This is a genomic window from Amycolatopsis alba DSM 44262, assembly GCF_000384215.1.
Taxonomy (GTDB): Bacteria; Actinomycetota; Actinomycetes; order Mycobacteriales; family Pseudonocardiaceae; genus Amycolatopsis; species Amycolatopsis alba.
Genome location: NZ_KB913032.1, coordinates 1,118,321 through 1,137,933 on the forward strand (window position 1 = coordinate 1,118,321; position 19,613 = coordinate 1,137,933).

Consider the following 19,613-nt stretch of genomic DNA (forward strand, 5'->3'; position numbering starts at 1 on the left):
CTTGCTCAACGACCGGTGATGGCCTTGGGGTTCCCGCAGCGGGCCAAATCACTCATTTCGGATATCGGGGCGCCGGAAAACGGGGCGCGCGACGAGGGGAACGGCCGCTAGGTTCGGACTCATGCGGGACCTTTCGCTGCTGCCCAAGGCGCATCTGCACGTCCACCTCGAAAGCACGATCCGGCCGGACACGCTCCGTGACCTCGGGGAGGCGAACGGCGTCGCCGTACCCGCCGAACAACCCGTGTTCGACGGGTTCCGCGCGTTCGGTGACTACAACGGGCTGCTGCGGTCCTGTCTGCGCAGGCCGGAGGACTTCGAACGGGTGGCGCGCGAATTCTGCGAAGACCAGGTCGCGGACGGCGTCCGCCACGCCGAGGTCACCTTCACCGCGGCGGCGCACGGCGAACGGCTGGGCGAGCCGGACATGCCACTGGCGTCCGTCCTCAAAGGACTCTCGGCGGGCGCGGCCGAACACGGGCTCCACTGGCGGGTGATCCTGGACCATTCGCGCCGCCGATCGGTCGAACGCGCCCGGCTCACCCTCGACCTGGCCCGCCGGTACGCCAAGGACGGCGTGTTCGCGATCGGCATCGCCGGGGAGGAGAAGTACCCGCTCGCGCCGTTCGCCGGAATCTGCGACGAGGCCGGCGAGGCGGGAGTGCGCCTGATCCACCACGCCGGGGAGGACGCCGGCCCGCCCAGCATCCGCGAGGCCCTCGAAGTCGGCCACAGCGAACGCATCGGCCACGGCATCCGGATCCTCGAAGACGTCGCGCTGGTCGCCGAGGTACGGGAACGCGGTATCGCGCTCGAAGTCTGCCCGTCGTCGAACGTGACGCTCGGGCTGGTGCCGTCGTTCGAGGAGCACCCGCTCCCCCGGCTGGTCGACGCCGGGCTCGTGGTCACCCTCAGCACCGACGTCCCGTCGATCACCGGGACCACGCTGACCGACGAGTTCCTGCGCACGCGGGAGGCGTTCGCCTACGACGACCTCGCGCTCGCCGGTCTCGCGCGGGCGTCCGTCGACGCGTCCTTCGCGCCCAGCGACCTGAAGCGTTCGATCCACGCGGAGATCGACGCCTGGCTCGCCTGACGGGTGGTTCAGCTCACCCGGTCGGTGGGCCACACAAGATCTCCACATCCGTCACGTACCGTGGAACCGGTGACCGCTTCGTCCCCTTCGGCACTGGACCTGATGGACCAGTGGCAGCCTCCGCCCAAGAAACGCGGCCCTCGTGGCTGCGTGATGCTCGCGCTCCTGGTCGTGGGCGCTTTGGTGGCCGGTGCCGTCTGGGTCGTGGTCAGCCTCAACGACCGCGAGCCGGTCCCGGTCAAACCGGTGTTCACCGTTCCCGCGCTCTCTCCCGCGCCGCGTTCGGCGATCCCCGGCGACGCCGGACCGCTGCCCGCGGAGCCCGCGAAGGACGCCTGGATCGCGAAGGTGTCGGAGAACACGGACATCCCTTCGCGCGCACTGCGTGCCTACGTGAACGCGGCCGCGACGGCGCCCGCTCGCTGCGACATCACCTGGGCGACCATCGCCGGGATCGGCCGCACCGAGTCCCAGCACGCCCGGCACGACGGTTCCCGCGCCGGTGAGGACGGCGTCGTGACGCCCCCGATCATCGGTATCCCGCTCGACGGCTCCCCTGGGGTGATGGCGGTCGTCGACACCGACAAGGGCGCCCTCGACGGCGACGCGAAGTGGGACCGCGCTGTCGGCCCGATGCAATTCCTGCCCGCCACCTGGAAGCGGTACGGCGTCCGTGCGAGCGACGACGGCGCCGCGCCGGACCCGCAGAACATCGACGACGCCGCGATGACCACGGCGCGGTACATGTGCGCACGGGGCGGCGATCTCGGCAAGCCGAACGGCTGGTGGACCGCGGTGCTGACGTACAACAACTCCACCCAGTACGGGCAGGAAGTGTTCAGCAACGCCGACGCCTACGGGAAGGCCGCGCTGAAGCCGGAACCGGCGCCGGCGCCGCGCTGAAGTCTCAGGCTGGCAGCAACCTGGTGACCAGCCGGGTCAGCTGGTGCACGTTCCGGCATTCGTGCATCTCGACGACCTCCGCGTAGGCGTGCGCCTCGGAGTCCCCGGTGGACCAGAGCGCGACCCGCTCGGGGTTGAGCCAGTACGTATGCCTTGCCGCGGCGGCGATCCCGCGCACCGCGGCCAGGTTCGGGTCGCCGCCATTGGTGCGGGCGTCCCCGAGGATGAGCATGGATGTCTTGGGCCCCACGGCATCCGCGTACCGCTCGACGAATTCGCCGAGCGCGTGCCCGTAGTCGCTGTGCCCGTCCCAGCGCGTCAGCTCGGCGTCGGCGAGGATGCGCGCGCCGAGGTCCTCCGGGTCGGCGGCGCCGGTGTCGACGAGGTGGGTAATCTCGTCGCACGCGTCGATGAACGCGAACACCCGCACCTTGCTGAACTGGTCGCGCAGGGCCTGCACCAGCAGCATGGTGAAGTTCGCGAAGCCGGCCACCGACCCCGACATGTCGCACAGCAGCACGATTTCCGGCCTTCCCGGCCGGTGCCGCCGGTACGACGGCCGCATCGGGACGCCGCCGGTGGACAGTGACCGCCGCAGCGTCCGGCGCAGGTCGATCTGCCCGCGCGCGTGCCGCCGTCGCCGGGCGGCCAGGCGGGTGGCGAGCTTGCGCGACAACGGTTGCACGACCCGGCGGAGTTCGGCGAGTTGCGCGCGGCTGGCGAGCAGGAAGTCGACGCGGTCGGCGGCCGGCGGGACGGCGTGCCGCGAAACCCTTTCCCTGCCACGGACTTCCGCCACCCGGCGGCGTGCTTCGGTCCGCACGAGCCCACGGAAGCCTTCGACGCGGCGCCGGACATCGTCGCGATCCAGCCTGTCGGTGAACTCCTCGGGCACGCCGGCACGGATGGCTTCGAGCACGCGCACCACGAGCGTTTGCGGTTGCAGGCGTTCGAGTGTCTGGTGGGCCGACCAGCCGCCGGTGCCCGCGGTGCCGCCGTACTGCCCCAGCATGTCGACGGCGAGCCCGGCCAGCTGGGTCAGATCCGTCTGGTCGTTCGCGGCGAGCGCGGTGGCGAGCCGGTCGCGCAGCGCGGCGAGGTCGTCGACGGGGTCCTGCGACGGCGCTCCGACGCCGAGCGGGAAGTAGATGTCGAACGTCGCGTCGAACACCGCGCGCTGACCGCCGCGCCGGACCAGCGCCGCCGCGAGCCCTTCCCGCATCTGCTCTCGGGAGGCAAGGCCCAGCACCTCGAGTGCCGCGGCGGCGTCGACCGTTTCGCTGGGACCACACGGGATTCCGTGTTCCCGCAACGCTTCCACGAACTCGACGAGCCTGCCCGGCACGCCGCTCACGAGTCGAGGACCTTGCCGAGCTCCAGCCGCGCGTCCGCTTTCACGATGTCGTCCTGGTGCTTGAGGATGACGCCGAGGCTGGCGCGGACGACGTCCTCGCCGAGGCTGTCCGCGCCGAGCGCCAGCAGGGTCCTCGCCCAGTCGATGGTTTCGGCGACCGACGGTGCCTTCCGCAGTTCCATCGCCCGCAGCGCGGTGATCACCTTGACCACGGACGCGGCGAGCGCGTCGTCGACACCCGGCACCTTGAGCCGCACGATGCGCTGTTCCAGTGTCGCGTCGGGGAAATCGATGTGCAGGAAGAGACAACGCCGCCGGAGCGCCTCGGAGAGTTCACGGGTCGCGTTGGAGGTCAGCACCACGAACGGCTTGCGGACGGCGGTGATCGTGCCGAGTTCCGGGACGGTGATCTGGAAGTCGCCGAGCACCTCCAGCAGGAGCCCCTCGATCTCGACGTCGGCCTTGTCGGTCTCGTCGATGAGCAGAACGGTCGGCTCGTCGCCCTTGATGGCCGTCAGCAGCGGCCGGGCCAGCAGGAACTCTTCGCCGAAGATGTCGTTGCGGGCTTCGTCCCACGTCTCGTCTTTGCCCGCGGTGATCCGGAGAAGCTGCTTCGCGTGGTTCCACTCGTACAGCGCGCGGGACTCGTCGACACCCTCGTAGCACTGCAACCGCACGAGCCGGGAGCCGCTCGCTTCCGCGACCGCCTTCGCCAGTTCGGTCTTGCCGACCCCCGCGGGGCCCTCGATCAGCAACGGCTTGCCGAGGGCGTCCGCGAGGAACACCGTGGTGGCGACGGCCGCCGAAGCCAGGTAGCCGGTGTCGGCGAGCTTCGCCGTCACGTCTTCGACGGATGTGAAGTACCCGGTCCCAGCCACGCGGCCTCCCAGCTCGATCGCCTACCCGGCCGACTCTACGTCGCGGATCCGCTTGGGCAGCAGGAACCCGACCGCGAAGGTGAGCAGCACCATCACCGCGACCACCCAGAACGTCCGCTGGGCGGCGTCGGTCGGGCCCGCGGTGCCCGCGTCGAAGAACACCGTGCCCAGCAACGCCATCCCCAGCGCGCCACCGACCTGCTGAAGCGACGTCAGCGCGCCCGACGCCGATCCGGCCTCCGACGGTTCCACTCCGGACAACGCGATCTCGAAGTACGGCCCCATGATCAGCCCGGATCCGACCCCGACCACCAGCAGCGCCGGGGCGAGCTGCCACGGGCCGGTCTCCGGGCCAAGGATCAGCAGCAGCGCGACCACGCCGGCGGCCATGATCAGCGCGCCGGTGTGCAGCACCTTGCGGCCGTGTTTGCGAACGGCCTGCACCAGGCCCATCCCGACGATCATGCCCAGCGACATCGGCACCCCGGACAGCCCGGCCTTGAGCGGCGAGAAACCGAGCCCGAGCTGCAGGTACAGCGCGAACACGAAGCCGAATCCGGAGAACGCCGCGAAGTAGATCGTGCCGGTCGCCATCCCGGCGAGGAAGCTGCGCTTGCGGAACAGGCCGGGCTCGACCAGCGGGTCACCACCGCGGCGGCTCTTGCGCTTCTCGAACCACGCGAACACCCCGAACACCACGACCGCGGCGGCCATCATCGCGAAAATCCACAGCGGCCAGCCGTATTCCCGCCCCTGTACCAGCGGGAAGACGATCAGCAGGGCACCGGTCGTGGCGAGCAGCGCGCCGGGGATGTCGAGCTTGAGCGAACCGCCGGGACGCGACTCGGGCAGGAACTTCAGCGCGGCGGCCACGGCCAGCGCGCCGATCGGGAGATTGATCAGGAAGATCATCCGCCAGCCGGTGCCGAAGAGGTCGGCGTCGACCAGCCAGCCCGCGAGGATCGGGCCGCCGACCGCGGCGAGCCCCATCACCGGGCCGAACATGCCGAACGCGGACTGCAGTTCCTTGCCCGCGAACATCTCCTTCATCATGCCGAGGCCCTGCGGGACCATCGCGGCGCCGAACAGGCCCTGCACCACCCGCGCGGCGATGAGCATCTCGGGACTCACCGCGACCGCGCAGAGCAGCGAACCGGCGACGAAGCCGATCGCGCCGATCAGGAACATGCGCTTGCGGCCGAAGATGTCGCCGAGCCGGCCGCCGGTGAGCAGGCCGGACACCATCGCGAGGGTGTACGCGACGCCGAGCCACTGGATCATCGACGTGCCGCCGCCGAGCGAGGCCCGCATGACCGGCCCCGCGATGCTCGTGACCGTCATGTCGAGCAGTTCCATCACCGAGCCGGTCAGGATCACGAACAGCGCGGGCCACCGCCAGCGGTACGGCTTCGGCTCGAGCGCGTTTTCCGAGGTCGCAGCGCTCGGGGTGTCCAGTGTCATCGTCATGGGATCAACGCTAAAGTCAATTCCGGCCACTTTCTGACCGGAATCGGAGCGAATCTGGATCCATGGCGAACACGAGTGCGCGGATGCTGCGATTGCTGTCCCTTCTGCAGACACACCGCTTCTGGTCGGGGATCGAACTGAGCGACAAGCTCGAAGTGAGCGAGCGGACGCTACGGCGTGACGTCGAGCGCCTGCGCGAGCTGGGCTATCCGGTCAACGCGAGCCGCGGCGTCGCGGGCGGCTACCAGCTGAGGTCGGGCACGGTCATGCCGCCGCTGCTGCTGGACGACGAGGAGGCCGTGGCGATCGCGGTCGGCCTGCGGACGGCGGCGGGCGGTTCGGTGGAGGGCATCGAGGAGACGTCGGTCCGGGCGCTGACGAAGGTCGTCCAGGTGATGCCGCCCCGGCTGCGCAGGCGCGTCGACGCCCTCCAGGCGTACACGACACCCGCCGCCGTCACCGGTCCACGGGTCAACGCCGCCAGCCTGACGGTGATCGCGCAGGCCTGCCGGGACGACGAGCGGCTGAAGTTCGACTACGCGGCGCGCGGCGGCGAGGAGTCCGCGCGGCTGGTCGAGCCGCATCGGCTCGTCTCACTCGGACGGCGCTGGTATCTGGTGGCGTGGGACCTCGACAGGGCGGACTGGCGCACCTTCCGCGTCGACAGGCTCAGCGAGCCGAGGACGACCGGCGCCCGCTACCGGCCGCGCGAGATCCCCGGCGGGGACGCGGTGAAGTTCGTCGAGGCCCAGATCAAGGCCAGGCCGACCACGCACACGCTGGTCGTCCGGGTCGAGGCGCCGAAAGCACGGGTCGAGGCGGCGGTGCGGTACGTCGGCGGCATGCTCGAAGCGATCGACGAGACGTCCTGCTGCCTGACGATGAACGTCGACACCTTCGACTGGCCCGTGCTGATCCTCGCCGCCATCGGGGCGCCCTTCGAGGTCGAGGCGCCTTCGGCGTTCAAAGATCACCTCGGCACCGTCGCCAGTCTCTTCTCCCGTGCGTCCGGAGACGGAAACGCAAGCGGCGGTGAAGGGTGAGGACCCTTCACCGCCACTCGCGTTCGACTCAGTCGTGTCCGGACAGCCCCTGAGGGGCGTCAGGTCAGCAGAGACCCGTGTACCACGCGTTGTCGGCGTTGTAGCCGAGCTTGGTGATACCCGGCGTGACGCAGAGGTCCTCGTCGCTGCCGACGTTGTAGGTCACGTGGATCGAGACGTTGGTCGGGCCGCAGTGGTTGTAGTAGCTGATCAGGCCCTGCTCGTAGTAGCCGCACACGGCCATCGTTCCCAGGTCGCCCTGGGGAGTGGCCTCCGCGGCGGACGCGGTCGTGGCGGCGCCGAACATCAGCGCGCCCGCCGAGGCGGCGACCGACGCGGCGACGGCGGCCCTGGTGGCGATCTGCTTCAACATGGCTGTTCCCTCCAGATTGGTTTTCCCGAGTCCGAGCAATTCCGGAAAGACCCTTTCCCAAATGAGCGTGCGGGGACTATTCCGCCCATCGGGAGGGGGTCGGTATTTCCTGCCGGTTCCGGTCGGACCTCTCAAAACTTATGAATTCGGCGCGCGAGTGACAAGCCCTTTCACTACTGCTTGAAACCGCGATCACGGCCGGAGCAATGCGGAACCTCTTCGCGAGATCCGGTGTACCGCCGCGCCGTTCGTCCGTGCCGTCTGCACCAGGCCCGCGTTGCGCAGCACGGTCGTGTGCTGGCTGGCGCCGGCGAGGGAGATGCCGAGCGCATTGGCGAGATCAGTGGTGTTGACCTGCGGCAGATCGGCGATCGTCCGCAGCACGGTGGCCCTGGTCCGGCCGAGCAGGGCGGTCAGCGAGCGGGCACGCATCGCCTCCTCGTCCGTGGTCGCCGACCAGCCCGGCGACCGTTCGACGGGGTAGACCAGCATGGGTGTGGCGGAGTCGCCGGAGAGCGTCGTGATGGGACCGCCCCAGCAGAAGAACGACGGCGCCAGGACGAGACCGCGGCCGTCGAGGTGCAGATCCTGGTCGACGGGATAGTCGACCTCGAGCACCGGCGACCGCCACCGGACGGCGGGGTGCAGCCCGGCGAGGACTGCCTCGAAGCCGACGGAGGCGACGACATCCGCCCTGCTCCGCCGGTCCAGCTCGACGTGGTGGCGGATACCCGGCCAGAACGGCTCGATGGCCTCGCGGTGGTACGCGCGCAAGGCGGCGGCCAGCCGTCTCAGCGACTCCACCTCGCCGTCGGCGATCCCGGCCACCCAGGTCGGCAGCACCCGGTGCCGGGCGAGTTCGGCGATGTCGGTCTTCAACCTCGTCCTCGTGGTACCGAGGAGCAGGTCGATCCCGGTCTCCAGATCGGGGATGTCGCCGGACGGCGTGAGGAAGTCCGGCGAGTAGCCCGTGGGTCTCGCCAGCGCGGTGAGCAGCCCCGTGCTCGACGGCAGCCGAGGCCGCAGCTTCCGCCGCCAACCGCCGAAAACCGGCTGGTCCTGATCGGTCTGGACCAGATGAAGGCTCAGCAGGATCTCCCACATCCGATGTGGTTCGGCCAGTAGCCGGATCCTGAGCAGATCATCCGTGGAAAAGTATATGCGCAGCATTAATGGAACCCCCAGTTTGTTCCGTTACCTTCGCAGGATAGCCCCTTTACCCGGTCCGACCACCCACCCATTCCGGTATTGCCCGACTAGTTCGAATCTCTTCGAACTAGCGGGCTTCCGTTAGCCGTGCCCGGCCGGGAAGCGAGATGTCACATTCGGCGGCGCTCTTCCTCGGGCTAGCATCGGGCTGTGAGCACCTACGTCGCGGCCGAGGGCCGGTACGAGAGCATCCCCTATCGCCGCACCGGGCGCAGCGGCCTGAAGCTGCCCGCGATCTCGCTGGGCCTGTGGCACAACTTCGGGAACGACAAGCCGCTGGGCACGCAGCGGGACATCGCGCGGCGCGCGTTCGACCTGGGCATCACCCATTTCGACCTCGCCAACAACTACGGCCCGCCCTACGGCTCGGCCGAGGAGAACTTCGGCAGGCTGCTGGCCTCGGACTTCAAGCCGTACCGCGACGAGCTGGTGGTCTCGACCAAGGCGGGCTACGACATGTGGCCGGGCCCGTACGGCGAATGGGGTTCGCGCAAGTACCTGCTGTCCTCTTTGGACCAGTCGCTCGGCCGGATGGGCCTGGACTACGTCGACATCTTCTACTCGCACCGCTTCGATCCCGAGACACCGCTCGAGGAGACCGTCGGCGCGCTCGACACCGCCGTCCGCTCCGGGCGCGCGCTGTACGTCGGCATCTCGTCGTACTCGTCGGAGAAGACCGCCGAGGCCGCGCGGCTGCTGCGGGAGCTGGGCACGCCGCTGCTGATCCACCAGCCGTCGTACTCGATGTTCAACCGCTGGCTCGAAGGCGACAAGCTGCTCGACACGCTCGAAGCCGAAGGCGCGGGCTGTATCGCCTTCTCACCGCTGGCGCAGGGCCTGCTGACCAGCCGCTACCTCGACGGCGTTCCGGAGAATTCCCGCGCGGCGCAAGGGAAGTCACTCAACCCGGACACGATCACCGAGAACACCGTCGGCAAGATCCGGGCGCTGAACGAGATCGCCCAGCGGCGTGGTCAGACGCTGGCGCAGCTCGCGCTGGCGTGGGGCCTGCGCGACCCGCGGATGACGTCGGTGCTGATCGGCGCGAGCAGCGTCGCCCAGCTGGAGGACAACGTCGGCGCGCTGAAGAACCTGCACTTCACCCACGAAGAGCTGGCCGAGATCGACCGCTACGCCACCGAGGCCGACATCAACCTGTGGAAGCGGTCGACCGACGCCGGATAGGGTCCGGGTCGCGAAATCGCGTTGCCCCGGCGGGCGGCGGGACCGAGACTGCGGACATGACGTTCGAAGATCAGCTCACCGAAGGAGCGGCCGTCCCGGTCGAAGGCTGGGACTTCTCGTGGTTCGAAAGCCGGGCCACGGAGGAACGGCCGCCGTGGGGGTACTCGCGGCTGCTCGGCGAACGGATGGCGGCGGCTTCGGCGGGGCTGGACCTGCAGACCGGCGGCGGCGAGGTGCTCGCGGGCATCCCGAAACCGCCGCCGGTCCTCGCCGCCACCGAAGGCTGGCCACCGAACGTCGAGGTCGCGCGGAGAACCCTCGCACCACTGGGCGGTGAGGTGGCGGAGGCGGAGTACGACGCGCCTCTGCCGTTCCCCGACGAGTCCTTCGACCTGGTGAGCAGCCGTCATCCGATCGAGAATCCGTGGCGGGAGATCGCCCGCGTGCTGCGGCCGGGCGGAACCTTCCTGTCGCAACAGATCGGCGCCGGCACCGTCCGCGAGCTGAAGGAGTTCTTCCTCGGCCCGCAGGACTACGGCGACTGGACGCCGGAAGTGCTGCGCGTCGAGGCGGAGGCCGTCGGGCTGCGGGTGGAGCGGCTCGAACCGGCGAAACTGCGGATGGAGTTCTTCGATCTCGCGGCCGTCGTCCATTTCCTCCGGAAGGTGATCTGGATCGTGCCGGGGTTCGAAGTGGACAAGTACCGCGACAGACTCACGGAACTCCATCGGCTGATCGAGACCGACGGGAAGTTCGTCGCCCATTCCCGGCGAGTGCTGGTGGAGGCCGTCAAGCCTGGCCACACCTTCGGGTGATCGCCGCCGGGAGATCTTGAGCAGGGCCGCTCGCGGGTGCGATACCTGCGGGCGTGTCCAGCTCCGCACCGCGCCAGCTGGCGCTCACCTCCGCCGCGCAGATCCTCGCCATAGGGCTGTGGTTCTCCGCCGCGTTGAGCGAAACCGCGGATCCCCGCTACGTCGGCACCGCGCAGACCGCGATCGGGTTCCTGCTCAGCGCGCTGACCATCCAGGGCCTGCCGGTGCTCGCCGATGCCGTCGGCTGGCGGCCCGCTGCTGGGCGTGGTCGCCATGGTGCGGCTCCGCCGGGGCGCGGGTTCGCGGATGCCCCGAGCGCCACGCCAGGGACGCTCAACGTCTCAAGCGTGGCGCTCGGGGCATGCTCGTGGGCGCTAGCGCGGCGGATACCTCGGCGAAGGCAGATGCGAGGTGTCCGGGAACATGTGGAGCGCGCGCAGGGCCGCGCCGAGCTCGGCGATGTCGGCCGGGTCGGTCAGCGAACGGCCCAGCTCCTCGGAAATCCGCTTCAGCCGGTGCCGGATCGTGTTGGGGTGGCAGAACATCCGCTCCGACGTCAGTTTCGTGGAGCCCTGGCATTCGAACCACGCGCGCAACGTCAGCAGCAGCACGTTCCGGTCGTCGCCGGGCAGGTCCAGGACAGGCCGCAGCACGTGGTGCGCGAGCTGGACCGACGCCTCCGGCGCGCTGGCGACGAGCCCGGCGAGCGGGGATTCGTTGAACTGCACCATTCCCGTGCTTCCCGGCATGAGGCTGGAGAGCGCGACCCGCGCGAGGTGCAGCGCGCGGGAGGTGTTCCCGAGACCGGTGAACACCGGGCTGACCCCAATCCGGCCGGTCTGGTTCTCCCGCAGCAGCTCGATGATCACCTGGGACGCCGACGGATCCCGCATGGACACGACGCCGACCTGAAGGTCCGGGGTCAGCCGCCAGGCGGACGCGTGATGCCGGTCGCGGAGCCGGTTTTCGATCTGGGGCAACGGTTCGTGCCCGACACGCGGGGTCTCCGCCGCGACGACCACGTAGGTCCCGTCGAGCGAGAGTTCCAGCACGCGCGCGATGTCCCACAGCGTGCCTTCAATGGCCGCGCCGCCCGCGAACAGTGCCTCGACCAACGCGGAGCGCCTGCTTTGATGCGCCAGCATGACTTCGGCGGTGGTGTCGCGATAGGTCGTCGTCAGCGCCTCGGCGTAATCGTCGATCAGCGCCCAGATCGCCGACGTCGCGGCGACGAGACCGCGGAGATCCTGATGCTCGCCCGAAGCGGTCAGTTCGACGAACCGGTTCCACACCTCGGTGAGCCCGATCCGGTACGCCCGCAGGAGTTCCGGCAGCGGCGCGCCCTGCAACGCCCGCGCGCGCCCGGTCGCCCGTGCCTGCGCGAGATCGGGTTCTTCGCTGCCGCGCAGGGTCCGCATGACGGACTCGAGGTTGTTCCGCACCGAAGTCCGCAGTTCGGCCAAGGAGACGAACTGCGCGTCGTGATACACGGGCATTTCGGCGCGGATCTGCTCGACGGTGGAGTCGATGAGCCCTGGCAGCTGTTTTTCGACCTCGACGGCCAGTTCGGCCACGACGAAGGCCGAGCCTTCGCGGAGCACAGTTCGATAGTGCATGGACGTCCTCCGGGCAGGGGCACTTCGTCGAGCCCCTGGGGACGTCATCTAACACGACTTGCCCGGAAGTGGCCTGTCGAAGCGGAAACCCACCGCCGGTGCGGCGAAAAATCGGGATTTCCACCGCACCGGCGGAATTTTCACATCTTCGCGGCCGCGCTCTTGATGGCTTCGCGGATCCGGAAGTAGGTGCCGCACCGGCAGACGTTCTGGATCGCGTCGATCTCGGCGTCCGTCGGGTTCTTCGTCTTCTTCAGCAGCGCCACCGCGGCCATGATCTGCCCCGGCTGACAGTAGCCGCACTGCGCGACATCCTGCTCCAGCCACGCCTCCTGCACCGGGTGCAGGTCCTCCCCGTCGGCGAGGCCTTCGATGGTGGTGACGTCCTTGCCCGAGCAGTCGGACACCGGCGTCACGCACGGGTTGAACGCCTCGCCGTCGAGGTGGCTCGTGCAGGCCTTGCAGACGTTGATCCCGCAGCCGTACTTCGGGCCGCGGACGCCGAGCTTGTCCCGCAGCGCCCACAGCATGGGCAGATTCGCGGGCGCGTCGACGGTGACGGTCTTCCCGTTCACCGTGAAGGTGTAATTGGGCATCGGAGCTCCTTGGCGGGGAAGGAAAGTCAGCGGGGGAAGGGTTCGAAGTCGACCGGGAAGTTGATCGGGAAGCTGCGCGGTTTGATCCCGGTGGCCCGCGCGTAGGCGTTCCCGATCGCGCCGACCGGCGCGGGCACGCCGAGTTCCCCGGCGCCGCCGATCTCGCCCGTCTCCGGCATCACGTGCACCTTGACGTCCATCGGCGAGTTCTTCTGCCGCGCGTAGTGGAACTGCGAGTAGCTGCCTTCCAGCGGCAGCCCCTTGTCGATGTGCAGCCCGGCGGTCAACGTCGTGGAGATGCCGTCGGTCAGGCCGCCGAGCATCTGCGCCTCGATCCCGCGCGGGTTGATCGGCTTGCCGACGTCGACGGCGATGGTCGCCTTGGTGACGCGCGGGTTCTTCGGGTCGCGGGCGTCCATCTCGACCAGGCAGGCGGTGTACGACTTGTACTCGCCGTGCACGGCGACACCCTGTGCGAAGCCCTTGGGCATCTTCTTGCCCCACTCGCCGAGTTCGGCGACCTTGTCGAGCACGGCGCGCTGCCGGTCGTTCTTGATGAACTCGCGCCGGAACGCCACCGGGTCCTTGCCGAGTTTCGCGGCGATCTCGTCGACCATGATCTCTTCCGCGCCGCGCGTGCTCGACGAGTACACCGACCGCCAGGCGCCGGTGTGGAAGTCGACCGGGACCTCGTTGAGCAGCTGCGTGGTGACACCGAAGTTGTACGGCGACTTCACCGTCAGCAGGAACACAGTCTGCGCGAAGCTCAGGTTTCCGCCGACCGGGAGTTCGGCGGCGAAGGCGGTCAGGACTTCGCCGAGCCCGTGACCCCAGTCGGTTTCGACGCTGGCGACGCGGTGTTCGAAGGTGAGGACCTGGCCGAGCGCGAAGGTGGCGCGGATCTTGTGGTGGCTCGCGGCACGGGCGCGGCCGTGGCGCATGTCGTCGATGCGGCTCCACATCAGTCGCACCGGCCGCTTCATCGCCTTCGAGATCCGCGCGGCCTCGATCGCGCCGTCGGAGAACAGCCTGCGGCCGAACGAGCCGCCCGCCTGCTGGACGTGCACGGTGACCTTGTTCGCCGGCAGCCCGAGTTCCTGCGCGATGTTCTGCTTCGCGAGGATCGGGACCTTCATGCCAGACCAGATGGTCGCGCTGTCCTCGCGGACGTCGGCGACCGCCGAGTTGGTCTCCAGCGGCGCGTGACTGGCGAAGGCGAAGTCGAATTCGCCGTCGACGTACTGGGTCAGCAGCGGCGGCACGACGAACGGCAGCGCCGCGGCCTGCAGCTTCTTCTTGATCGTCGCGTTGTTCTCGCCGTCGACGGTGCCGCTGTTCCAGGTGACGTCGAGGGCGTTCTTTCCGTCGAGCGCCTGTCCGAAGGTCTCGGCCAGCACCGCGACCCCGGTCTTGATGACGGCGATGTCGAGGATGCCCGGCATCGCGCGGACGGCGGCCTCGTTGTTGACCTTCTTGACCGTGCCGTTGATCGTCGGCGGACGGCGGACCATGGCCGGTTTCGCGCCGGGGATGTCCAGGTCGAGCGTGTACTTCAGCTGCCCGGTGACCATCGCGCGGGCGTCTTTGCGCGACTGCGGCGTGCCGACCAGCTTGTGCGCGGACTCCGCCTTCGGGGTCGCGGCGAGCTTGCCGAGGTCGGCGCGGGCGGCGGGCCTGGACAGCGCGCCGTAATCGAGGCGGCGGCCGTCGGGCGCGATCACCGCGCCGTCCCTTGTGGACAGCCGGTCGGCCTTGGCGCCCCACTGCTGCGCGGCGGTCGCGACCAGGCGGGCGCGGGCGGCGGCCGCGGCGGTCCGGACCGGGGTGTACAGCGAGCGCATCGTGTTGGAACCGCCGGTCAGCTGGTTGAACAGCAGTTCCGGGCGGGCGTCGGACAGCACGACGTCGACGCGGTCGAGCGGCAGGTCCAGCTCCTCGGCGGCCAGCATCGCGTTCGCGGTGGTGATGCCCTGGCCGACCTCGGTCCGCGGCAGTTCCAGCCGCACCCGGCCGTCTTCGCGGACTTCGAGCACGAGGAGACCGGCGGTGGGGGCGTTCGAGAGGATCAGGACGTCGCCGAGGTCGAGGATCTCGGCCGGTCCGGGCAGGGTCGGAATCACCGCTTCGGCCTCTTCGGGCGCGACGGTGTCGATGCCGATCTTCGTGGCGATCGTGAGGGTGGGCGCGGCGACGAGGAAACTCAGGAACCGGCGACGGCCGAGGCCGCCGGGGTCCTGGCCCTCGGTCGTGGTGGGACTGGCCATCGGGAAGATCCCTTCGAGAGCGCGCGGTGAAGGCGGGGACCCTCGCGCGACCTGGGGTCGGATGGCGACACGCTAGGCATCGGCATTCGGCCTAGTCAACGCGGAGTAGTCGTGTCAGCTCATCTGTGTGACGAGGTGACAGCGAAGAGCCCCAAATGTGTGACGCGCCACAGTGCGGCCAACAGGGGCGTCAGATGGAGTCGCGTTCCCGGCCCGCTTCGAGCAGGTCTTCGCGGGCCCGCGCGACACGCGAGCGCACGGTGCCGACCGGGCAGCCGCAGATCTCGGCGGCCTCGGCGTAGGAAAGGCCCAGCACCTGGGTGAGGACGAGGACCTCACGCCGTTCCGGGTCGAGCCCGTCGAGCAGCATCCGCAGCTCCACCAGGTCCTCGAAGCCCGCGACACCCTCCGCCTGCCGGGCGCCGCGACGCTCGGCCGTGACTTCCCAGTCGACGTCGGCGAGTTTCGGGCGGGCCGATGCCGCCCGGATGCGGTCGACGACCACCCGGCGCGCGATCGACAGGAGCCAGGTCCGCGAGGAGGACCGGCCGGCGAACCGGCGCAGGCTGCCGAAGGCGCGCAGGTAAGTCTCCTGAGTGAGATCGTCCGCGGCGCCGACGTCGGCGAGGTGTGCGACGAAGCGCCAGACGTCGGCCTGGGTGGCACGCACCCAGTCTTCGAGCGCCCGCCGGTCACCGCGGGCGGCGGCGAGGGCGAGCTCGGTCACCCGCTCGTCGTCGTGGTTGCGCGGACCGGCCATAGGGGAAACGTAGCAGCGTCACGGGAACCGGGGCAGGTCCATGCCCGACAAATGAGATGTGAAGTGCGAGACTTGCCGTGAAGCCCTGTCGGCCCGGCTCGACGGCGAAACCGAACCCGCCCCGTCCGCGGTGGTCGACCGGCATGTGGCCGGGTGCGCGGCCTGCCGGTCGTGGCTCGCCCGCGCCGAGCGGTTGCACCGGACGCTGCTGCTGCGCCCGGCTCCCCCGGTCCCGGACCTCACCGCCGTCATCCTGGAGCGCACCCCCGCCCCACCGGGTGAGGGCTGGACCGCCCGGATCGCCCTTGCCGTGGTCGCCATCGCGCAGCTCGCGCTCGCCTTCGCCCAGCTGCTGGGCGTCGAGGACCACGCCGCGGGACACGGCACGGAGTCCCTGATCGGGCACCTTTCGCACGAGAGCAGCGCGTGGAACCTCGCTGTCGGTGTCGGACTCGGCTGGGCGGCCTTCCGCACGAAGGCGGCGGCCGGGCAGCTGCCCGCGCTGACCGGTTTCGTCGCGCTGCTCCTGGCGCTGTCCGCGGGCGATCTCGTCACCGGGCAGGTCACCGCCGGTCGCGTGCTCACGCACGGACTGGTCGTCCTCGGAGTCCTGCTGCTGTACGTGGTGAACCGGCAGCACCGCCTGCGCAACCTCCCCAGTCCGGCGACGACGGCCGACAGCTCGGATTCCTACCCCGCGGAAACGAGTCACGAGACCGAAGAAGCCCCCGAGCGATCACGTCAGCACCGGGGATTCCGGCGTCCGGCGAGCCGTCACGTCGCTTGACCGGATCTTGACCCACTTGGTCTAGACCATTTCCGGTCACTGGGAGCACCTGCCCGGACACCGGGGTGAATCACCGGATTTCGCGCGCGGCGTGCGCGAGTTGCGGCCCGGACACGTTTACTGTCACCGAGAACCACCGAATGTAAACCTTCTTGCCCTTTTCGGGCCGGAGCCGGATAACTTTGGTGGAACACCTTGGTTCGACAGGAGGCGAAGCTCGTGGTTGGCGCAGAAAGTCCGCCCGTCGGCACCCCCGCCGGGATGCGGAAGATCAACCAGCGCGCCGTGCTGGACCTCCTGCGCCGTAGCGGCCCCGCCACGCGGCCGCAGGTCGCCAAGGACACCGGTCTTTCGAAACCCACGGTGAGCCAAGCGTTACTGGCCCTCGAGGCGGCTGGGCTCGCCAGGGCGACCGGGCACACCTCGACCGGCACCGGCCGGTCCGCCGTCCTCTACGAAGCGGATCCCACGGCCGGATACGTCCTCGGTGTCGACATCGGGCGCGAGCATCTCCGCGTCGCCGTCTCGGATCTCGGCCACACCGTGGTCGCCCGCCGTGACGAGCGGAACACGTCGCGTTCGGGCACCGCGCTCGTCAGCGCCGTGGGCGCCCTAGCGGCGGCGACGGTGCGCGAAGCCGGGCTGAGCCAGGCCGACATCGTCGTGCGCGTCCTCGGCTCGCCCGGTGTCGCGGATCCGGCCAAGCGCTGCTTCCGGCACGCGCCGAACCTGCCCGGCTGGGGCAAGGCGGGCCTGCTCGACGAACTCGAAGGCGTCCTCGGCCCGGATCTCATGGTCGAGAACGACGCGAACCTCACCGCCGTCGGCGAATGGGAACGCGGTGCCGCGCGTGGCGCGTCCGTCTTCGCCTGCATCACCATCGGGACCGGCGTCGGCATGGGTGTGATGGTCAACGGCGCGGTCTTCCGCGGCGCGACGGGCGCGGCGGGCGAAATCGGCTACCTGCCCTACGGCCAATCGCACGCGGCGGACGCGCCTCCGGTCCGCGGGCACCTCGAAGAGGCGACGGCGGCACAGTCCGTCGTCCGCGGCGCGCGCGAACTCGGCCTCGGCACGGCGAAATCGGCCCGCGAGGTCTTCCGGCTCGCCCGCGACGGCGACGAACTCGCCCTTCGCGCCGTCGAAGCGGAGGCGGACAGGCTCGCGTACACCGTGGCGTCGGTGGCGGCGGTGATCGACCCGGAACTGATCGTGCTCGGCGGCGGCATCGGCACCGCGGCCGATCTGCTCCTCGACCCGATCGACCGCGCCCTGCGCTCGTTCACCCCGCTCGTCCCCTCGGTCGTCCAGGGCGAACTCGGCGACGACGGTGTGCTGACCGGCGCGATCAGCGTCGGGCTGCGCGCCGCCGAAGGCCTGGTCTTCGAACGGAAGGTCGGCGTGGCCTAACCAGCGCGCCGCCAGGCCTTTCCGCCGGCGCTGACCCGCCACGGCGTCAGCCTCAGCACGGTGACGCCCGGATCCAGCGGATCGTCACCGCCCATGATCTTCGGGTCGAAACCCAGTGGTTCCGGCGTTTCCGACGCCAGGCGCCACAGGTGCCGCCGTGTTTCCGCATCGTCGGCGTAGACGGCGCCGCATTCGGCGACGGCGACCTCGTGCGCCGGATCCCAGTACGAGCACGAGACGAACGGCGTGCGCGCCAGGTGCGCCTTCTTCAGCGGCGTCGGCCGGGTGAACAGGTGCCCGACGAGGTCACCGTCCCGTTCTTCCCAGATCGGGTGCACCACCCGCGACCTCGGCCTGCCCTGCCTGTCGACCGTCGCGAGCGTGCACCACACCACGCGATGGGCGACGCGGACGAACTCCGCCGCCAGCTCCGGCGGAACCGTGCTAGATTCCACAACCATGGTTGTGGATCCTACGCCGTCGAACCTCGACCTGTCACTCGTCTCGCTGTTCGCGGGCTGGGCGATGGGCGGCGAAGTCCAGCGGCGGCTGACCGCCGACGGGCTCGGCGAACTGCGGTTCAACGACGGCGTCGTGTTCCAGCACGTGCTCGCGGGGCCGCTGTCGATCTCCGCGCTCGCCGAGCGGATGGGCGTGACCCAGCAGGCGGCCTCGAAGGCCGTCGCCGAGCTGGAACGCCGGGGCCTGCTGCGGCGCGAGCCCGACCCCGCCGACGCGCGGACCCGCCTGCTGCACCTGACGGAACAGGCCTCAAGCGCCGTCGAAGCGTCACGGAAACACCGGGCCGCGCTGGAAAAGGAACTCGCCGACGAATTCGGCGCGGAACGGATCGCGGACGCGAAAGCCTTGCTGGCCGGGATACTCGACCGCTACGGCGATCCGGAAGCGATCCGCGGACGCCGGGTATTACCTCCGCGGTAATCGACGGCGCCGGGCCCGCGCGGAACGATGAGCGGATGACCACAGTCAAGAAGATCGTCCTCGACTGCTTCGAGAACCTGTTCGTGCACAAGGACTTCGCCGCCGCGGCCGCCAACGTGCACCCGGATTTCGTCACCCACAGCCCTGGTTTCCCCTCCGGCCGTGACGCTTTCGTCGAGGCGATGCGGAATTCGCCGATGGTCGGCGCGGACGTCACCGTCAAACGCGTGATCGCCGACGACAGCCACGTCGTCGTGCACCTGCACGTGGTTCCGGCGGGTGACGAACGCGGCACGGCCGTCGTCGACATCGTCCGCGTGGCGGACGGGCTCATCGTGGAGCACTGGGATGTCAAGCAGCCGGTGCCGCCCGGCGCCGAAATGTTCTAGGGCTTGATGATCAGGCAGGTGCTCGACGCGGTCGCGAGCACCCTGCCCTGCCCGTCGCGGATGTCGCCCTCGGCGAACGCGACGCGCGAACCGGCCTTCACGATCCAGCCGTGCGCCCGGATCTCCCCCACCGAGCCGGAAATGGCGCGCAGGTAGTTCACCTTCAGCTCGACAGACGTGTACCCGACCCCGGCGGGCAGGGTCGAGTGCACCGCGCACGCCACCGCCGAATCCAGCAGGGTCGCCGCGACACCCCCGTGCACGGTCCCGATCGGGTTGTACAGCGACTCGTCCGGCGTCGCGGCCAGTACGACGTCGCCTTCGGCCACGCTCACCCAGCGCATGCCGAAATGGGCCGAGATCGGCGCCGGCGGGATCCGGCCTTCGGCGATGCCGGTCAGGTAGTCGAGCCCGGACAGCTCGCGGCCGATGCGGGCGGTGGGCAGCGGATCCTGCCAGGTCACGGTCTTCTGCCTGGTCTGCCCGGTGGCTTCGACGGTCATACGTGCCTCCTAAGACGGTCGTC

Annotated in this window: 20 protein-coding genes; 9 read left to right on the plus strand and 11 right to left on the minus strand. The window is 69.7% G+C overall.

Annotated elements, in window-relative coordinates:
• Nucleotides 1–121: 121 nt before the first annotated feature.
• Nucleotides 122–1,096, plus strand: a complete 975-nt coding sequence (gene add / locus AMYAL_RS0105110; RefSeq protein ID WP_020630237.1) for an adenosine deaminase — start codon at nucleotides 122–124, stop codon at nucleotides 1,094–1,096.
• Between the two features lie 69 nt (nucleotides 1,097–1,165).
• Nucleotides 1,166–1,999, plus strand: coding sequence for a transglycosylase SLT domain-containing protein (locus AMYAL_RS0105115; protein ID WP_143267615.1), 834 nt, complete (start codon nucleotides 1,166–1,168; stop codon nucleotides 1,997–1,999).
• 4 nt (nucleotides 2,000–2,003) lie between these two features.
• On the opposite strand, the gene AMYAL_RS0105120 is transcribed toward AMYAL_RS0105115, so the two are convergent.
• Genes AMYAL_RS0105120 through AMYAL_RS0105130 form a run of 3 tightly spaced genes read right to left on the minus strand, consistent with a single transcriptional unit; the run spans nucleotide 2,004 to nucleotide 5,698 of the window.
• Nucleotides 2,004–3,353: a vWA domain-containing protein gene (locus tag AMYAL_RS0105120; RefSeq protein WP_020630239.1), complete on the minus strand. Its 1,350-nt coding sequence runs from the start codon at nucleotides 3,351–3,353 to the stop codon at nucleotides 2,004–2,006.
• A complete protein-coding gene (locus AMYAL_RS0105125) occupies nucleotides 3,350–4,231 on the minus strand; it encodes an AAA family ATPase (RefSeq protein ID WP_020630240.1) in 882 nt (293 codons plus the stop codon). Before AMYAL_RS0105125 ends, AMYAL_RS0105120 begins: the two co-directional genes overlap by 4 nt.
• Nucleotides 4,232–4,252: 21 nt before the next feature.
• Nucleotides 4,253–5,698: an MFS transporter gene (locus AMYAL_RS0105130; RefSeq protein WP_020630241.1), complete on the minus strand. Its 1,446-nt coding sequence runs from the start codon at nucleotides 5,696–5,698 to the stop codon at nucleotides 4,253–4,255.
• 62 nt (nucleotides 5,699–5,760) lie between these two features.
• Here AMYAL_RS0105130 and AMYAL_RS0105135 point away from each other — a divergent pair, with 62 nt between their 5' ends.
• The gene (locus AMYAL_RS0105135) at nucleotides 5,761–6,741 is read left to right on the plus strand and encodes a helix-turn-helix transcriptional regulator (protein ID WP_342364855.1); all 981 of its coding nucleotides are present in this window, start codon (nucleotides 5,761–5,763) and stop codon (nucleotides 6,739–6,741) included.
• A gap of 64 nt (nucleotides 6,742–6,805) precedes the next feature.
• On the opposite strand, the gene AMYAL_RS0105140 is transcribed toward AMYAL_RS0105135, so the two are convergent.
• Together AMYAL_RS0105140 and AMYAL_RS0105145 are read right to left on the minus strand one after the other, a co-directional pair.
• Entirely contained in the window at nucleotides 6,806–7,114 is a 309-nt protein-coding gene (locus AMYAL_RS0105140) for a DUF6355 family natural product biosynthesis protein (protein WP_020630243.1), read from the minus strand.
• 192 nt (nucleotides 7,115–7,306) lie between these two features.
• The gene (locus AMYAL_RS0105145) at nucleotides 7,307–8,284 is read right to left on the minus strand and encodes an ArsR/SmtB family transcription factor (RefSeq protein ID WP_020630244.1); all 978 of its coding nucleotides are present in this window, start codon (nucleotides 8,282–8,284) and stop codon (nucleotides 7,307–7,309) included.
• A 189-nt stretch (nucleotides 8,285–8,473) separates the two neighbouring features.
• On the opposite strand from AMYAL_RS0105145, the gene mgrA reads away from it, so the two are divergent.
• Together mgrA and AMYAL_RS0105155 are read left to right on the plus strand one after the other, a co-directional pair.
• Nucleotides 8,474–9,508: an L-glyceraldehyde 3-phosphate reductase gene (mgrA, locus tag AMYAL_RS0105150; RefSeq protein ID WP_020630245.1), complete on the plus strand. Its 1,035-nt coding sequence runs from the start codon at nucleotides 8,474–8,476 to the stop codon at nucleotides 9,506–9,508.
• Nucleotides 9,509–9,564: 56 nt separating this feature from the next.
• Nucleotides 9,565–10,323, plus strand: a complete 759-nt coding sequence (locus AMYAL_RS0105155) for a class I SAM-dependent methyltransferase (protein ID WP_020630246.1) — start codon at nucleotides 9,565–9,567, stop codon at nucleotides 10,321–10,323.
• 374 nt (nucleotides 10,324–10,697) lie between these two features.
• Here AMYAL_RS0105155 and AMYAL_RS0105160 read toward each other — a convergent pair whose 3' ends face one another.
• The 4 genes from AMYAL_RS0105160 to sigC form a co-directional block, all read right to left on the minus strand.
• Nucleotides 10,698–11,939 carry a PucR family transcriptional regulator gene (locus AMYAL_RS0105160; protein ID WP_026466759.1) on the minus strand — a complete coding sequence of 414 codons (1,242 nt, stop codon included), beginning with the start codon at nucleotides 11,937–11,939 and terminating at the stop codon, nucleotides 10,698–10,700.
• A 140-nt stretch (nucleotides 11,940–12,079) separates the two neighbouring features.
• Nucleotides 12,080–12,535 (minus strand): (2Fe-2S)-binding protein, encoded by a 456-nt coding sequence (locus tag AMYAL_RS0105165; protein ID WP_020630248.1) that lies wholly within the window; start codon nucleotides 12,533–12,535, stop codon nucleotides 12,080–12,082.
• Between the two features lie 26 nt (nucleotides 12,536–12,561).
• Nucleotides 12,562–14,799, minus strand: a complete 2,238-nt coding sequence (locus AMYAL_RS0105170) for a xanthine dehydrogenase family protein molybdopterin-binding subunit (RefSeq protein ID WP_020630249.1) — start codon at nucleotides 14,797–14,799, stop codon at nucleotides 12,562–12,564.
• Nucleotides 14,800–14,989: 190 nt separating this feature from the next.
• A complete protein-coding gene (sigC, locus tag AMYAL_RS0105175; RefSeq protein ID WP_020630250.1) occupies nucleotides 14,990–15,559 on the minus strand; it encodes an RNA polymerase sigma factor SigC in 570 nt (189 codons plus the stop codon).
• A gap of 58 nt (nucleotides 15,560–15,617) precedes the next feature.
• Between sigC and AMYAL_RS0105180 the strand changes: the two genes are divergently transcribed.
• Nucleotides 15,618–16,346: a zf-HC2 domain-containing protein gene (locus AMYAL_RS0105180; RefSeq protein ID WP_020630251.1), complete on the plus strand. Its 729-nt coding sequence runs from the start codon at nucleotides 15,618–15,620 to the stop codon at nucleotides 16,344–16,346.
• Between the two features lie 219 nt (nucleotides 16,347–16,565).
• Nucleotides 16,566–17,756 (plus strand): ROK family transcriptional regulator, encoded by a 1,191-nt coding sequence (locus AMYAL_RS0105185; protein ID WP_026466760.1) that lies wholly within the window; start codon nucleotides 16,566–16,568, stop codon nucleotides 17,754–17,756.
• Here the strand turns inward: AMYAL_RS0105185 and AMYAL_RS0105190 are convergent.
• Complete coding sequence (locus AMYAL_RS0105190) at nucleotides 17,753–18,217, minus strand: pyridoxamine 5'-phosphate oxidase family protein (protein ID WP_026466761.1); 465 nt, start codon at nucleotides 18,215–18,217, stop codon at nucleotides 17,753–17,755. The two genes, AMYAL_RS0105185 and AMYAL_RS0105190, sit on opposite strands and share 4 nt — an antisense overlap.
• Between AMYAL_RS0105190 and AMYAL_RS0105195 the strand changes: the two genes are divergently transcribed.
• The gene (locus AMYAL_RS0105195) at nucleotides 18,216–18,698 is read left to right on the plus strand and encodes a MarR family winged helix-turn-helix transcriptional regulator (RefSeq protein WP_026466762.1); all 483 of its coding nucleotides are present in this window, start codon (nucleotides 18,216–18,218) and stop codon (nucleotides 18,696–18,698) included. The two genes, AMYAL_RS0105190 and AMYAL_RS0105195, sit on opposite strands and share 2 nt — an antisense overlap.
• 35 nt (nucleotides 18,699–18,733) lie before the next feature.
• Nucleotides 18,734–19,087 carry a nuclear transport factor 2 family protein gene (locus AMYAL_RS0105200; protein ID WP_020630255.1) on the plus strand — a complete coding sequence of 118 codons (354 nt, stop codon included), beginning with the start codon at nucleotides 18,734–18,736 and terminating at the stop codon, nucleotides 19,085–19,087.
• On the opposite strand, the gene AMYAL_RS0105205 is transcribed toward AMYAL_RS0105200, so the two are convergent.
• Complete coding sequence (locus AMYAL_RS0105205; RefSeq protein WP_020630256.1) at nucleotides 19,084–19,590, minus strand: PaaI family thioesterase; 507 nt, start codon at nucleotides 19,588–19,590, stop codon at nucleotides 19,084–19,086. The genes AMYAL_RS0105200 and AMYAL_RS0105205 overlap by 4 nt on opposite strands.
• Nucleotides 19,591–19,613: the final 23 nt, after the last annotated feature.